The organism is Actinacidiphila yanglinensis (assembly GCF_900107965.1).
Taxonomy (GTDB): domain Bacteria; phylum Actinomycetota; class Actinomycetes; order Streptomycetales; family Streptomycetaceae; genus Actinacidiphila; species Actinacidiphila yanglinensis.
In genome coordinates, this window is the sequence record NZ_FNVU01000025.1 from 125,280 (window position 1) to 138,887 (window position 13,608).

A 13,608-nucleotide genomic window follows, 5' to 3' on the forward strand; every position below is an offset into this window, starting at 1 on the left:
GATCCCGAAAAAGGATGTATGGAAATATCTGGTCGCAGGGGCTGTCGGCGGCAGAGGTGGGAATGGACGGGAGCACTTTCGGGGAGTTGCTTCGGGCGGCACGGCAGCGTGCCCTGCACACCCTGGAGAGCCTTGCCGAGGCGTCCGGGGTGAGCGTGCGCGCCATCAGCGACATGGAGCGGGGCAGGAGCCTGCCGCGGCAGGCGACCCTCGGGGAGCTGATGGACGCGCTCGAACTGGGCGAGGACCAGCGGCGGCTCCTCCTCCAGGCCGCGGCCCGGCGGAGCCACCAGGTCCCGCAGCAGCTCCCGCCCGACCTGGCCGCCTTCCGCGGCCGCGAGGAGGTGCTGAAGGCCGTCCTCGCCTCCACCGACCAGGTCGCCGCCGACGGCGGCCACGTGGTCGTCTCCGCCATCGGCGGCATGGCCGGGGTCGGCAAGACCGCGCTCGCCGTGCACTGGGCGCACCAGGTGGCCGACCGCTTCCCGCACGGCCAGCTGTACGTGAACCTGCGGGGATTCGAGCATCCGGGCACGCCGGTCGACCCGGGCGAGGCCCTCGGCGGGTTCCTGCGGGCCCTCGGGGTTCCCAGCAGCGACATCCCGCCCGGCACCGACGAGCGCAGCGCCCTGTTCCGGGAGCGGACCGCGTCCGCGCGGCTGATCGTCGTCCTGGACAACGCGCGGAACGCCGAGCAGATCCGACCGCTGCTGCCCGCTTCCCGGGGGTGCCTGACCATCATCACCTCGCGCAACCAGCTCTCCGGTCTCGCGGCGGCCGAGGGCGCCTCCCTCGTCAGCCTGGACGTGTGGACCGAGGCCGAGGCCCTTGCCGCGCTGGCCGCGCGGATCGGTGCGGAGCGCTGCCGGCGGGAACCCGAGGGCGCCGCCGAGCTGGTCGCGCTGTGCGGGTACCTGCCGCTGGCGGTCGCCGTCGTCGGGGTCCAGCTCGGTGCGGAGCCGCTGATGCCGCTGCGGCTGGCGGTCCGGGAACTGCGGGAGGCCCGGCCCCGGCTGGATGCCCTTGCGACCGAGGACCAGCGGGTCGACGTCCGGGTCGTCTTCTCGCGGTCGTACCAGGCGCTGACCCCCGGGACGGCACGGTTCTTCCGGTACCTGTCCGTCCACCCGGGACCCGCCGTGTCCGCGCACGCCGCCGCCTCCCTCGCCGGCGTGGACCTCGCGCAGGCCCGGCGGCACCTGCGGGAACTCACCTCGGCCAGCCTGCTCTCCCGGGACGCCCACGGCCGCTACGTGCTGCACGACCTGGTCCGCGCCTACGGCACCGAACTCGTCGAGCAGGAGGACGACGACGGCCTGGCCGCCGAGGCGCGGTTGCTGGACTACCTCCGCCACAACGCCTGCACGGTCAACCGCCTCATCGGGCAGGATCCGTACCAGCTTCCCGACGACCCGGTGCCGGGGGTCGTGCACGTGGCGATCGACAGCCGCGAGGAAGGGCTCGCCTGGTACCGCCAGGAGGAGGCGACCGCCACGGCGGCCCTGCGCTCCCTGGAGAGCCCGGAGCTGGTGCGCCACCGCATCGACGTCACGCTGGAGTGGGTCAGCTGGACCATGGTCGCGGGCCGGTGGTCCGAGGAGATCACCGCCACCCGCAGGGCGCTGGACGGCTCGCTCGCGCTCGACGACCCGGTCGCGATCGTCAGGAGCTGCCACAACCTGGCCCGCGCGCTGGTGGAGACGGGGCGTCCCGACGACGCCGACGAGCCGCTCGACCTGATGCTCGGCCAGTTGCACCGGCTGACACCGCAACAGCAGGCGCGCGCCGAGCGGAACATGGGCTGGTTCCGGTCCCGACAGGGCCGCCACGAGGATGCCCTGCGGCACACCCGCCGGGCCTTGGTGATCGCCCGGTCCCTCGGTCACCGCGAGGAGATCGGCCGCGTCCTCACCCACGAGAGCTGGTGCCTGGCCCTGCTCGGCCGCCACGACGAGGCCATGGCCAGGTCCGAGGAGACGCTGCCCGTCCTGCGCGAGCTCGGGGACCAGCGCAACGAGGCGGCGGTCTGGGACACCATCGGCTACGTCCGGCAGCGGATGGGCGATCTCCATGCCGCCGTCGCGGGCTACCGGAAGGCGCTGGACATCTTCGTCGAACTCCACGACGACTACATGCAGGCCGAGGTGCTGGACAACCTCGCGTCCGCCGAGCTGGAACTCGGGGCGACCGAGGACGCCCGGGCGAGCTGGGCGCGGGCCGCCGACCTGTTCGGCGCCCTCCGTGTCGCGCGCGCCGCCGAGATGCGCGCCAAGGCCGAGGCCCTGCCTCAACCTCAAGCTCGACCTCAACTTCAACCTGAATCTGAGCCTGAGCCTGAGCCCGAGCCCCCCGAACGCTGACGGTCCGGGCGAACGTCCGGCCGCCGGAAAACCGCCCGCCGTCCGGATCCACCCGCGCCGCAGGTACGCGTGCGGCCGGCGCGCCGCACGGGGTGCGTGGCGCCGGTGCGTGGGGGGTACACGGGTACGGCCGGAGGCGCAGGAGTCAGGACTTGATGCCGACGCCGCCGTAGAAGCCGACGTGCGCCAGTTCCTCGTCCGTCGGCACCGGGCCGTCGGGACGCCACAGCGGCGGCTGCACCAGCCCGGGCTCGACCAGCTCGAAGCCGTCGAAGAAGCCCCGCACCTGATCGTGGGAGCGCAGGGTGAGCGTGGCGGTGGCCCCCTTGTCCCGGTAGACGTCCCGGGCCTCCCCCGCGTCGCCGTCCAGCTGGTGGAAGTCGCCGGTGGTGTGGCTGAGGACCAGGTGGCTGCCGGCGGGCAGTGCGTCCCGGTAGGCGGCGACCAGCCCGGCGGGGTCCTCGTCGTCCCGGATGAAGTGCAGGATGGCGACCAGCATCAACCCGACCGGCTGGTCGAAGTCGATCAGCTCGCTGAGCGTCGGGTGCCGCAGGATGCTCTCCGGGTCGCGCACGTCGCCGAGGAGGAAGCCGGTGTGCCCCGCGCCCAGCAGGTGCGCCCCCGCGTACGTCGCGACGATCGGGTCGTTGTCCACGTACGCGACCCGGACCTCGGGCGACACCTCGTGCGCGATCTGGTGGGTGTTGGGCGAGGTGGGTATGCCGGTGCCGATGTCGATGATCTGGCGGATACCGCTGTCGGCCATGTACCGCACGGCGCGGTGCATGAACTCCCGGTTGCCCCGCGCCATGGGCACGATGTCCGGGAACAGGTCGATCACGCGCTGCGCGGCCTCGCGGTCGACGTCGTAGTTGTCCTTGCCGCCGAGGTAGAAGTCGTACATGCGGGCCGGATGGGGCCTGCCGGTGTCGATCTCCTCGACGGAGAATCCCTGGTCGGTCAACGCCGTTCCTTCCCTGTGCCCTGCTGGTCGTTGTCGGTGCTGCGCGGAGCGGGTGCCCGAAGGCGGCCGCGGGTCCGGGGCCCCGGAGTCAGCGTCCGGTGCGGCGGCCGCCGTGGGTGCCGGCGGGGCGCCAGGGCCCGGCCGGGGGCGGCACGTGTCCAGCCCGGGCCGAGGGGAATCCCTCGCCCGCCGGGCGCGCCGGGAGCATCCGGGTGGCCGGTCCCGCGCACGAGTTCCCCGGCGCCCGGCCGGCGCGCAGCTCCTCGGCACGCTCGCGCGGAGCCCTGCGGTACGACGCGAACTCGATCACCTTGTCTCCTGGCTCAGACAGGCTGAGCGTACCGACAAGCCGAGCCGGTCCGCCAAGCCTTCGGCCGAACTCCTGTCGAACTCCTGTTGCCATCCGCCGATTCGGCGCCGTCAATCCCCGATCGGCCCCTGACCACCGGGGATTGACGGGACACCGCCAAAGCAGTCAGGATCGATCGCGCGAGAGTGACAACGTTGTCGCACGAAAGGATCGCGATGAGAGCGTGGAAACGCGCGTGTGCCGCCCTGATGCTCGCCATGACCGTCACGGTGGCCTCCGCAGCCGCCGGCGGCGTCGCCGACGCGGCCGAGAACGGGCCGAAGTTCGCCAAGGACCCCACCACGCTGGTCGACACCTCGATCGGCAACAACGGCGACGGGACCACCTTCCCCGGCGCCGCGGTCCCGTTCGGCATGGTGCAGTTGAGCCCGGACACGCAGCTGAACCAGTACGCCTCCTACGACTACGCGCAGAGCAGCATCCTCGGCTTCAGCATGACCCACCTGTCGGGCGTCGGCTGCCAGACGATGGGCAACTTCCGGTTCATGCCGACCACCGGCGCCGTCACCTCGTCGGACCCGGCGCAGTACGGTGCGAAGTTCAGCCACGACAACGAGACGCGGGCGCCGGGCTATTACGGCGTGACCTTCGACAACGGCATCCGCAGCGAGCTCTCCGCGACCGAGCGGACCGGCCAGCAGCGCTACACCTACCCCTCGGGGTCGGGCCCCGAGAACGTCCTGATCGAGGTCGGCCAGAGCAACGGCAGCACCTACGCCGGTGACGTCCACGTGGTCGGCAACGACACCGTGGAGGGCTGGCTGCAGGGAGGCAACTTCTGCGGGGAGACCGGCAAGGAGCGCTACAAGATCTTCTTCAGCGCCCGGTTCGACCGGACCTTCTCCAGTTTCGGCACCTGGACCGACAACACCCTCACCCCCGACCAGCGGGACGCGTCGCGGGGCAGCCAGCGGGCGGGCGCCTGGGTGACCTTCGACCCGTCGAAGAGCGGCCAGGTCGGGGCCTCGGTCGGCCTCTCCTACACCTCGATCGACGGTGCGCGCCTCAACCGCAGCGCCGAGCAGCCGAAGTCGTTCGACAGGGCCCGCGACGCCGCGCACATCGCGTGGCAGGACGAGTTGGGCCGGATGCGGGTGGCCGGCGGCAGCACCGCCGACCAGCGCACGTACTACACCGCGCTCTACCACTCGCTGCTGGATCCGGCGATCGGGTCCGACGTCGACAACCGCTACCGCGGCTTCGACGACAAGGTGCACACGTCGGCCTCGACGTACTACCAGATGTTCTCGCTCTGGGACACCTACCGCTCGCAGAACCAGCTGGTGGACCTGCTGGAGCCCGAACGGGCCGCCGACATGGCCAGATCCGTGCTGCACATCTACCAGGACGGTGGCTGGCTGCCGCGCTGGGCGCTCGCCAACAGCGAGACCAACGTCATGAGCGGCGACCCGATCACCCCGTGGATCGTCGACATCTACAACCGCGGCCTGCTCGACCGCGGCACAGCGAACCAGCTCTTCGACGCGCTGTGGAAGAACGTCAACGAGGTGCCGGCCGACCAGTCGATCTTCCGCGGCCGCGACGGCAACCCGTCGTACGTCAAGAACGGCTGGGTGGCCTACCAGAACCTGCCCGGGTACACCTACGGCGACAGCCGCCAGGCGGGCTCGGCCACGCTCGAGTACTCGCTCGCCGACTGCGCGCTCTCCACGATGGCCAGGAGCCTCGGCCACCAGGACGAGGCGGCGACGCTCGCCGCGCGCTGCGACAACTTCAGCACGCTCTGGGACACCGACGTCACCTCGCAGGGCTTTACCGGGTTCCCGGTCGCGAGGAACGCCGACGGCTCCGTCGCCGGCACCTCCGACCCCACCCAGACCGCGCCGTTCCACGAGGGCACCGCGTGGCAGTACCAGTGGCTCGCCCAGCAGGACCCGCAGACCCTCTTCGGGCTCATGGGCGGTCAGGCCCAGGCCGAGCAGCGGCTGGACAAGTTCTTCGACATGCCGACCGTGCTCACCGACCCGGCGAAGGCCGCAGCCGACTCCTGGGTGACCGGCGCCTACGACTACCACAACAACTTCGCCTTCAACCCGAACAACGAGCCCGACTTCAGCGCTCCGTGGATGTACACGTGGACGGGCGCGCCGTGGAAGACCTCGGCGGTGCTGCGCGCGCTGCGGACGCTCTTCACCGACACGGTGTACGGCATGCCCGGCAACGACGACCTCGGCGCCACCTCGTCGATGCTCGTCTTCGCGATGGCCGGCGTCTTCGAGGCGCAGCCGGGCTCGGCAACCTACGTGATCAGCGCGCCGATGTTCGACAAGGTCGAGATCCGGCCGGCGCACGGGCAGACGATCAGGATCGACGCCGCGGGCGCCGACGCCTCGAAGCTGCAGTACGTCTCCTCCGTGCGCACGAACAAGGGCACGCTGGACCAGAGCTGGCTGTCCCACAAGGATCTGCTGCACGCGGGGACCATCAGGATCGGCCTGTCCGCCCAGCCGACGGACTGGGGGGTGAACGCCGCTCCGCCCGCCCTGTCCCAGGACTGACGATCCGTGGTGCGGTTCCTCCGGCCGGCTCGCCGGAGGGACCGCACCCCCGTCCGTCCTCCACCACCCCCGTCCCCACCTCACCGTCCGGCCCACCGCGAAGCGGCCCTTCCGGTGATTACCGCGCACCGGGTGAGCCCGACGGCCTCCCCGGGGGTACGCCGTGTCAGGGGCGACGAACCTGGAACCGGAGGAGACGGGCCATGTACGCAGCGGTACGGCGCTATGAAGGGGTCACCGACCCGGTCGAGGCGGCGCGCCTGGTCAACGAGGGATTCGTGCCGCTGATGCGGCAGGTCACCGGCTTCGTGGCCTACTACTGGCTCGACGCGGGGAACGGGGTGATGGTCTCCACCAGCGTCTTCCAGGACCGGGCCGGGGCCGAGGAGTCCATCATGAGGGCGTCGAACTTCGTCCGGGACAACCTCGCCGCGCTGCTCCCCCACCCTCCCGAGGTCATGGCCGGGGAGGTCGTGGCCAGCGCGTGACGGCGAGCGCGCCTCGCGGGCGTGCCACACCCGGAGCCTGTCGGTGGTCCGGATTCCCCATCGATGTCGTCAGGGGCCCGCGGCGGCGCCGGCGCGGCAGCCGCGGGTGGGTGAACGCCGGCGCCCTCGAACCGCCGGGCTCACACCACGCACGCGGCAGGCGCCGGCGCCACGTGTTCCTTGAGCGCCTCGCCGAGTTGCGCCCGTGCCGTCACTCCCAGCCGGGAGAAGATCCGGTAGAGGCACGCGCCGACGGTGCGCGAGGGCAGGCCGAGCCGTTCCCCGATTTCCTGGTTCGACAGCCCGCGGGCGGCGAGTTCGGCGATCCGCAGTTCCCGTGTGGTGAGCATGGAAGTCCCCTCTTCTGCGGCAGGCGCCCCCACCCCGAGGGAGCGCTCTCCTGCCTGACCCCATCCCACCCGAGCGGCGGCCGCGGAACCAGGCAGTTCGCATGCAGCTTCCCGGACGCGGTGGAGCGTTCCCTCGGGGAGCGGCTCAGCGGTCCTTGAACGACTCGATGGCGTCCCGGACCACCTGGCCCAGGGCGTCGCTCCCGGCGTGGCCGGAGTCCTCGATGATGTGCAGCCGGGCGCCGGGCCAGGCCGCCGCCAGTTCCCAGGCCGTCCCGACCGGGCAGCCCATGTCGTGCCGGCCCTGCACGATGACCCCGGGGATGCCGGCCAGCTTGTGCGCGTCGCGGATCAGCTGGTCCTCCTCCAGCCAGGCGCCGTTGCTGAAGATGTGCGCGCAGATCCGGACGAACGCGATCTGCGCGTCGACCTCGCGGTCGCTGTACATGCCCGGAGTGCCGTTGGGCTCGCCGGTGATCACCGCGTCCTCCCAGGCGAGCCACTCGGCGGCGGCCTTCGCGCGGACCGCCCGGTCGGGGTGCTCCATCAGCCGCGCGTAGGCCACGAGCAGGTCGCCGTCCCGCTCCCCCTCGGGTACGCCCTCGCGGAACCGCTGCCACGCCTCGGGGCGGAACCGCCGGGCACCCCGGTAGAGCCACTCGATCTCGGAGCGGCTGGAGGTCATGACCGACATGATGATGATCTCGGTGACCCGCTCGGGGTACTGCTGCGCGTAGGCCAGGATGAGCGTCGGGCCCCAGGAGGCGCCGTTGAGCAACCACCTGTCGATGCCGAGGTGTTCGCGCAACCGCTCCATGTCGTCGATCAGGTCGCGGGTGGTGTTGCGGCTCATGTCGGCGGCCGGGTCGCCGGCATGCGGGGTGCTCCGGCCGCAGTTGCGCTGGTCGTAGCGGATGATCCGGTACGCGTCGGGGTCCCAGGCCCGCGTCGGCCGGCGCATCGCACCGCCGCCAGGGCCGCCGTGGACCATCAGGGCGGGTTTGCCCCGGGGGTTGCCGAGTTGCTCGTAGTAGAGGCGGTTGCCGTCGCCGACGTCGAGGAACCCGGAGTCGTAGGGACCTGTCGGAGGGTAGAAGTCGACCATGCTCCCGACCCTAATCGCGTACGTCCGGCGGGACTTGGGCTTTGGGGGCGGCGGGACCTGGGGTTCCGGGCGGCGGGCTACTGGTCGGTGGTGGCCAGGCCGTTGCGCCAGGCCCAGGCGATGAGCGCGCCGCGGTCCTCCAGGGCCAGCTTGGACAGCACGTGGTTGAGGTGGGTCTTGACGGTGGCCTGGCTGACGACCATCTCGCGGGCCACCTGACGGTTGTTCAGACCCTTGGCCACCAGCCGCACCACGTCCACCTCACGCCGGGTCAGGCCCTCGGCCTCCGGCGGTACCGCGTCCCCACCCTCCCTCGCGCCCTCCCGTGGGGAGGCCGGTACGGCAACCGGTGCGGGGGTCGTTGCCGCGCCGGCGGGCCCGCGCGGCGCCTGCGAAGCCGTGGTGGCGGGCTCGTCGACGAGGAGCTGGACCAGCCGGCGCTGGACCGCGGGGTCGAGGACGGTACGGCCGGCGGCCACGTCGCGCACGGCGGTGAGGACCGCCTCGCCGGTGGCGTCCTTGGTCAGGTAGCCCGCGGCCCCGGCCCGCAGTGCGGGGAGGACGGCGTCGTCGTCGGCGTACGTGGTCAGGATCAGCACCCTGGTGCCGAGGTCCGCGCTCAGGATGCCCGCGGTCACCTGGGCGCCGTCCAGCTCGGGCATCCGCAGGTCGACCAGGGCGACGTCGGGCCGTGTCTCGGTGGCCAGCCGCAGTGCCTCCCGACCGTCGCCCGCCTGCCCGACCACCTCGATGTCGCCGGCCGAGGTCAGCAGCAGCACCACGCCGTCCCGCACCACCGCCTGGTCGTCGGCGACCAGCACCCGAATCGTCACCCGTCCGTCTCCTCACCCCGGCCCGGCCCGCCCGCGGCGGCCGATGCGTTCACTCCCCCATCTTCCCGTCCGCACCGCCCGCCCCGCCATCGTCCCTGCCGTTCGCCGCGTCACTCGACGTGTCGCCCTCCGTCCCACCCTCCGCGTCGGGCGCGGGCGTACGGGATTCGGGCCGGGCCGGTGCGAGGGGCGCGCCGGACGCCGCCACCGGCACGCGCAGGGTGACCCGCCAGCCCGGTGCGTCGGAAGCCGGCCCGGCGGACACGCTGCCACCGGCCTGCTCGATCCGCTCGGTCATGCCGTGCAGCCCGCTGCCGCTTCCCTGGACGCCGGACGGGCTGCGGCCGGCGGGCAGACCGTGGTCGCGTACGGCGACGCGGACCTCGCCGGCGTCCCAGGCGACGTTGACCTCCACCGCGCTGCCGGTCGCGTAGCGGGCGGAGTTCGTCAGCGCCTCCTGCACCGCCCGGTAGACGGCGTGCCCCGCCTCGGGGGCCAGCCGCCCGGGGCGGCCGGTGACGCGCAGCTGCGCGTTGCCGGGAAATCCGCTCACCAGTGCCGCGAGGTCGTCGATGCTGCGCAGCGGCCCGGCGCGCAGCGCGCCGACCGCGGCGCGGGCCTCCTGCACCCCGTCGCGGGCCAGCTCCGCCGCGCGGTCCAGCGGCTCGGTCAGCACCGGGGACGCGCCCTCCCGGGCGGCGACCGCCCGCACCGCCTGGAGCTGGACGGACAGGCCGGCCAGGCTGTGCGCCAGCACGTCGTGCATCTCGCGGGCGATCCGGCCGCGCTCCTCGACGGCCGCGGCCTCCAGCCGCGCGAGCCGGTTGGCCTCCAGCTCCGCGAGCAGCGCCACGGCCCGGTCCCGCTCGGCCTGCAGCGCGGCGTGCTCCACCGTACGGTCGGCGATGAACCAGGCGCCGACGCCGGCCAGCAGACCCACCACGCTGCCCGAGATCACCATGATCGCCACCCCGAAGCCGACGGCCACCACCGCTACGGCCGCCCCGCGCACGGGGCCGTCGGGCACGCACAGCGGAAGCACCGCGGCGCCGGCCAGTACCGGGATCTCGCCCAGCCCCTGGGGGGCGAGCAGGATGATGGCGAAGCCGGTGGCGATGGTCAGCCCGACCCCGAACACGGCCCGGTCCGGCGCGAGGATGCGGCGGCCGAGCAGCATGCCCAGCTCGGCGAACACCCCGAGCACGGCGACGACCACCTTCAGCACCGTCCCGGGCGCGGCGACCACCGACACCGCCATGCACAGCACCATGGCGAAGGCGCCCGTCAGGTCCCGGCGGGTGAACCGGAAGCGGTCCTGCCCCGTCGCCGACCAGGTGTTCGTCATTCCCGTACTCCGTTCACGAGCGTCCCGAGCGGCACGCACCTCATGAGGTCCACCGTCCACGAGGGTGCCCCGCCGAGCTGCCGGCCTTCCGCGCTGCCGGCCCGAGGGCCCGCCGGACTGCACCCTACGCACCGTCCCCCCGCGACCGCTGCCGTAGCGGGCCGCAGGGGGACGCCGTCCCGGTCGGGCATCACACGTACGCGCCCGGGCGGGTCTGCGGGGCCGGGGCGCCGGATCCCTCGCGGCGGGCCCGGGCGAGCTGGAGCTGCCCGCGGACGACGATGGTGCCGAGACGGACCACGACCTCACCGAAGGCCATCAGGATCAGCGCCACGACCCACGCCTGCGCGCTGGTGATGTGGTGCGCGGCGGAGAAGTGGGCGAGGTGGGTCTCGCCGGACGGGTGCGAGGACCAGACGGCGAAGCCGAGGCGGAAGCCCATGCTCGCCACCCACAGTGCGGCAGCGCCGAGCGAGGCGCGGATGCGGACCTGGCCGTCGACCACCCGCACCCGGGTGAGCAGCCCGCCGAAGACACCGAAGACGATGCCCGCGGCGGCGAACGCACCCGCCAGCAGCAGGTCGTTGCCCGCGGTCGGGATGTGGTGGAGGTAGGTGGTCGCCGCCCAGCCGATGATGGCCAGCGGCAGCAGCACGGTCCGGGCGGTCAGCCGCTCCTCGCGCATCTGCCGGAAGACGATGAGGACGAGGACGATGTCGAGGATCCAGTCGGTGGTGGTCATGGCAACGAGCATCCGCTTCCACGGCCCCGCTTCCTTCAACCCACGGATGGAACGCAGGTGGAACCCGCGCCTCCACCCCCCTCCACCCGCGGGGTGAGGCGGTGGGTGTCCCGCCGGACCCGTAGGCTGCCCGGATCATCGACACGACGGGGGCAACGATGAGGATGTCGAAGGCGCGTGCGGTCCTGGCGGCCGTGGTGGTCGCCGCGCTGGCGGTGGGCGGCTGGCTCGTGCTGCGCGGCGGGCCGGACTACCACGAACAGGCAGGCGGACCGCAGGGCGCTTTCCCCACCGCGGCGGCGAGCGGGGCACCGGCAGCGCCCGGCCGGGTGGTGCGGCAGACCTCGCAGTCCTACGGGGTGGACGGCGGGCTGTCCATCGACCAAGCGGCCGAGGGCATCGTCGCGCGCGGCCTGGAGACGGGGAAGGTGTACTGGCGCTACGGCCGCAGCGGCACCGATCTCGGCCAGGTCGACTTCACCGGCGACGGCCGCACGGTCGCGACCTGGTGGCGCGACGGGGTGGTCGCGGCCATCGATGTCCGCACCGGGAAGCCGCGCTGGCACACGAAGGTGACCTACGGCGACCCCGTCGGCTCCTCGAACACGTTCGCCGCGATCGACGTGGTCAGCGGCCTGGTGGTGGTCGAGAGCGTGAACGGGATCACCGCGTTCGCCGAGGACGGCGGCAAGCGGGTGTGGCGCGGGGCCGTCCCGAAGGACTGCACCCTGTCCTCGGGCGGGGTGTTCGCGATGCGCGGCGTCGTGGTGGCCCGGGCGAAGTGCGCCGGGAAGGGCGACAGCGACGACGACCTGCCGCTGCTCGCGTTCGACACGCACAGCGGTGCGGTCGGTTGGCGGGTGGACAGTGGCATCAACCACCTGCGCCCCGTCGACGACCACACCCTGGTCACGTCGTTGTGGAGCGGGGAGGGGGTCGGCGCGGTGGTGGACGTCGCGGGCCGCGCTCCCCACGTGAGCACCTGGCCGCTGCCCGCGCTGCGTCCTTCGGTCGCGGCCGGTGACGGCATCATGCTGTCCGTCGACAACACCGTCCGGGCGCTCGACGGGACGCTGGTGGCCTACGACGTCGCCGGCCGGAGAACGGCCTGGACGCACCATCCGGCGAAGGGCACCCGCTTCGGGCTGCCGCTGATCGAGGACGGCCGGGTGTACGTCGTCCAGCAGGCCCCGCTGGCGAGCAACCGGGCGCCCAAGGCGGCGCCGTCCGACCTGCTGGTGCTCGACGCCCGGACCGGCCGGCAGCTCGACTCGATGCGGCTGCCGCCCGTCGCACCCGCGTCGAGCGAGCCCGGCGACCCCGACACCGCGCTGGCCCCCTGGCAGGCCGCCGCGGGTGTGGTGACCGTCCGGTGGAACGGCATGCTTGCCGGAACCACCGCCGATCTGCTCGTCGTGGGGAGCCCGTCCGGTCAGGTGCGGTGACGGGTCGCCGCAGGTCGTCACCGCTGCGCGTGGGACGCGCCCGGTCCGCCCCGGCCCGGGCGGATAATGCGTTGCGATCCACCCGTCTCCGGCGGGACGCTCGTCCGCATGCCTGAGCACCCGCACCGCGAAGACCCCGGGACCGCGCACTCCGTGACCGCGCTGTTCTCCCACGGCCGCCTGACCGCGATCCCGCGCCGGGCCGCACGCCGCGAGCAGTTGCTGCGGCACCTCACCGCGACCCTGTTCACCCCCGGCCGCGCGTACACCGAGTCCGAGGTGAACGACGCGCTGCGCACCGTTCACGACGACTGCGCGGCCCTGCGCCGGTACCTGGTCGAGGCGGGCCATCTCAGCCGCACGCGCGACTGCCTCACCTACCGCCGGCCGGCCTGACCGTCTCCTTCCGACCGGCTCCTTCCGACCGGCTGCCGGGGGTGGGACCATGCCCGGCATGACGATTTGAAGAGCACAGCGCGGTCGCCGGGGCTGGCTCGACGTCGGCACCTGGCAGACCATTCCGGACGGGGACCGGCGGATCTGCCCGGACTGCCGCACGCCGGTCCGCTCGTACCAGTACCGCTTCCACCCGCCCGAATCCTCCTTGTTCGAGCGGTGCGTGGGATTCGCCTGGTGCCACCACTGCCGGATCTACTCCGGCGCCATGGTGCACGTCCCGCGGCGGCGGGTCCTGGTCGACGCCCTCGCCTCGCTCCCTCGCGAGCAGCGCGAGTCCCTGGCGCGTTCGGAAGCGCGCCTGATCGACTTCCTGGACCGGCGGTTCGAGGACGGCGCCCAATAGCCGCCTCCGAGATCCCCGACCCCTGAATTCCCGGCACGTTTGTCAGGGGACTTCCGGGCGACTTCCGACGGACTTTCGACGATTTCAGTCAAAAATATCGCCTGACGGCCGCCACCAGAATACCCCCGACGCCGGAGGCGACGACCTCCGTCACGACACTGGGCGCAACACCCGAGCACTCGCGACCGCCTCAGCAGTGCCGCAGTTCACGGGCCCGACGGCCTACGACACGCGCTCCGGGCACGGCTGGGTCCGGCCGGGACGGGACCGGGGCCACCGACCACA

General features: G+C 72.8%; 13 protein-coding genes. 6 read left to right on the forward strand and 7 right to left on the reverse strand.

Annotated features, from left to right (window positions below; genetic code table 11):
- Nucleotides 1-62: 62 nt before the first annotated feature.
- Nucleotides 63-2,360 (forward strand): ATP-binding protein, encoded by a 2,298-nt coding sequence (locus C4U44_RS36055; protein WP_103890310.1) that lies wholly within the window; start codon nucleotides 63-65, stop codon nucleotides 2,358-2,360.
- Between the two features lie 145 nt (nucleotides 2,361-2,505).
- On the opposite strand, the gene C4U44_RS36060 is transcribed toward C4U44_RS36055, so the two are convergent.
- Both C4U44_RS36060 and C4U44_RS36065 read right to left on the reverse strand, forming a co-directional pair.
- A complete protein-coding gene (locus tag C4U44_RS36060; protein ID WP_103890311.1) occupies nucleotides 2,506-3,324 on the reverse strand; it encodes an SAM-dependent methyltransferase in 819 nt (272 codons plus the stop codon).
- Between the two features lie 88 nt (nucleotides 3,325-3,412).
- The gene (locus C4U44_RS36065; RefSeq protein ID WP_103890312.1) at nucleotides 3,413-3,634 is read right to left on the reverse strand and encodes a hypothetical protein; all 222 of its coding nucleotides are present in this window, start codon (nucleotides 3,632-3,634) and stop codon (nucleotides 3,413-3,415) included.
- A 215-nt stretch (nucleotides 3,635-3,849) separates the two neighbouring features.
- Between C4U44_RS36065 and C4U44_RS36070 the strand changes: the two genes are divergently transcribed.
- Nucleotides 3,850-6,213, forward strand: a complete 2,364-nt coding sequence (locus tag C4U44_RS36070) for a GH92 family glycosyl hydrolase (RefSeq protein WP_200823528.1) — start codon at nucleotides 3,850-3,852, stop codon at nucleotides 6,211-6,213.
- 203 nt (nucleotides 6,214-6,416) lie between these two features.
- The gene (locus tag C4U44_RS36075; RefSeq protein WP_103890313.1) at nucleotides 6,417-6,701 is read left to right on the forward strand and encodes a hypothetical protein; all 285 of its coding nucleotides are present in this window, start codon (nucleotides 6,417-6,419) and stop codon (nucleotides 6,699-6,701) included.
- Between the two features lie 140 nt (nucleotides 6,702-6,841).
- Here the strand turns inward: C4U44_RS36075 and C4U44_RS36080 are convergent, their stop codons facing one another.
- From C4U44_RS36080 to C4U44_RS36100, 5 genes are all read right to left on the reverse strand, one after another.
- Complete coding sequence (locus C4U44_RS36080) at nucleotides 6,842-7,051, reverse strand: helix-turn-helix domain-containing protein (protein ID WP_103890314.1); 210 nt, start codon at nucleotides 7,049-7,051, stop codon at nucleotides 6,842-6,844.
- A gap of 145 nt (nucleotides 7,052-7,196) precedes the next feature.
- Complete coding sequence (gene pip, locus C4U44_RS36085; protein WP_103890315.1) at nucleotides 7,197-8,156, reverse strand: prolyl aminopeptidase; 960 nt, start codon at nucleotides 8,154-8,156, stop codon at nucleotides 7,197-7,199.
- A 77-nt stretch (nucleotides 8,157-8,233) separates the two neighbouring features.
- Nucleotides 8,234-8,989, reverse strand: a complete 756-nt coding sequence (locus C4U44_RS36090; protein ID WP_103890316.1) for a response regulator — start codon at nucleotides 8,987-8,989, stop codon at nucleotides 8,234-8,236.
- A 49-nt stretch (nucleotides 8,990-9,038) separates the two neighbouring features.
- A complete protein-coding gene (locus C4U44_RS36095; protein ID WP_103890317.1) occupies nucleotides 9,039-10,334 on the reverse strand; it encodes a sensor histidine kinase in 1,296 nt (431 codons plus the stop codon).
- A 190-nt stretch (nucleotides 10,335-10,524) separates the two neighbouring features.
- The gene (locus C4U44_RS36100) at nucleotides 10,525-11,076 is read right to left on the reverse strand and encodes a hypothetical protein (RefSeq protein WP_235032612.1); all 552 of its coding nucleotides are present in this window, start codon (nucleotides 11,074-11,076) and stop codon (nucleotides 10,525-10,527) included.
- Nucleotides 11,077-11,240: 164 nt separating this feature from the next.
- On the opposite strand from C4U44_RS36100, the gene C4U44_RS36105 reads away from it, so the two are divergent.
- From C4U44_RS36105 to C4U44_RS36115, 3 genes are all read left to right on the forward strand, one after another.
- Nucleotides 11,241-12,521 carry an outer membrane protein assembly factor BamB family protein gene (locus C4U44_RS36105; RefSeq protein WP_160145182.1) on the forward strand — a complete coding sequence of 427 codons (1,281 nt, stop codon included), beginning with the start codon at nucleotides 11,241-11,243 and terminating at the stop codon, nucleotides 12,519-12,521.
- A 108-nt stretch (nucleotides 12,522-12,629) separates the two neighbouring features.
- Nucleotides 12,630-12,917 carry a DUF2087 domain-containing protein gene (locus tag C4U44_RS36110; RefSeq protein WP_103890320.1) on the forward strand — a complete coding sequence of 96 codons (288 nt, stop codon included), beginning with the start codon at nucleotides 12,630-12,632 and terminating at the stop codon, nucleotides 12,915-12,917.
- Between the two features lie 223 nt (nucleotides 12,918-13,140).
- Nucleotides 13,141-13,323 carry a hypothetical protein gene (locus tag C4U44_RS36115; protein WP_146088427.1) on the forward strand — a complete coding sequence of 61 codons (183 nt, stop codon included), beginning with the start codon at nucleotides 13,141-13,143 and terminating at the stop codon, nucleotides 13,321-13,323.
- Nucleotides 13,324-13,608 lie beyond the last annotated feature (285 nt).

Excerpts from the sequence above, each read along its gene's own strand:
- C4U44_RS36100 (WP_235032612.1), bottom strand. The coding sequence starts at position 11,076 with ATGACCACCACCGACTGGATCCTCGACATCGTCCTCGTCCTCATCGTC.
- C4U44_RS36095 (WP_103890317.1), bottom strand. The coding sequence starts at position 10,334 with ATGACGAACACCTGGTCGGCGACGGGGCAGGACCGCTTCCGGTTCACC.
- C4U44_RS36055 (WP_103890310.1), top strand. The coding sequence starts at position 63 with ATGGACGGGAGCACTTTCGGGGAGTTGCTTCGGGCGGCACGGCAGCGT.
- C4U44_RS36110 (WP_103890320.1), top strand. The coding sequence starts at position 12,630 with ATGCCTGAGCACCCGCACCGCGAAGACCCCGGGACCGCGCACTCCGTG.
- C4U44_RS36105 (WP_160145182.1), top strand. The coding sequence starts at position 11,241 with ATGTCGAAGGCGCGTGCGGTCCTGGCGGCCGTGGTGGTCGCCGCGCTG.
- C4U44_RS36075 (WP_103890313.1), top strand. The coding sequence starts at position 6,417 with ATGTACGCAGCGGTACGGCGCTATGAAGGGGTCACCGACCCGGTCGAG.
- pip (WP_103890315.1), bottom strand. The coding sequence starts at position 8,156 with ATGGTCGACTTCTACCCTCCGACAGGTCCCTACGACTCCGGGTTCCTC.
- C4U44_RS36080 (WP_103890314.1), bottom strand. The coding sequence starts at position 7,051 with ATGCTCACCACACGGGAACTGCGGATCGCCGAACTCGCCGCCCGCGGG.
- C4U44_RS36070 (WP_200823528.1), top strand. The coding sequence starts at position 3,850 with ATGAGAGCGTGGAAACGCGCGTGTGCCGCCCTGATGCTCGCCATGACC.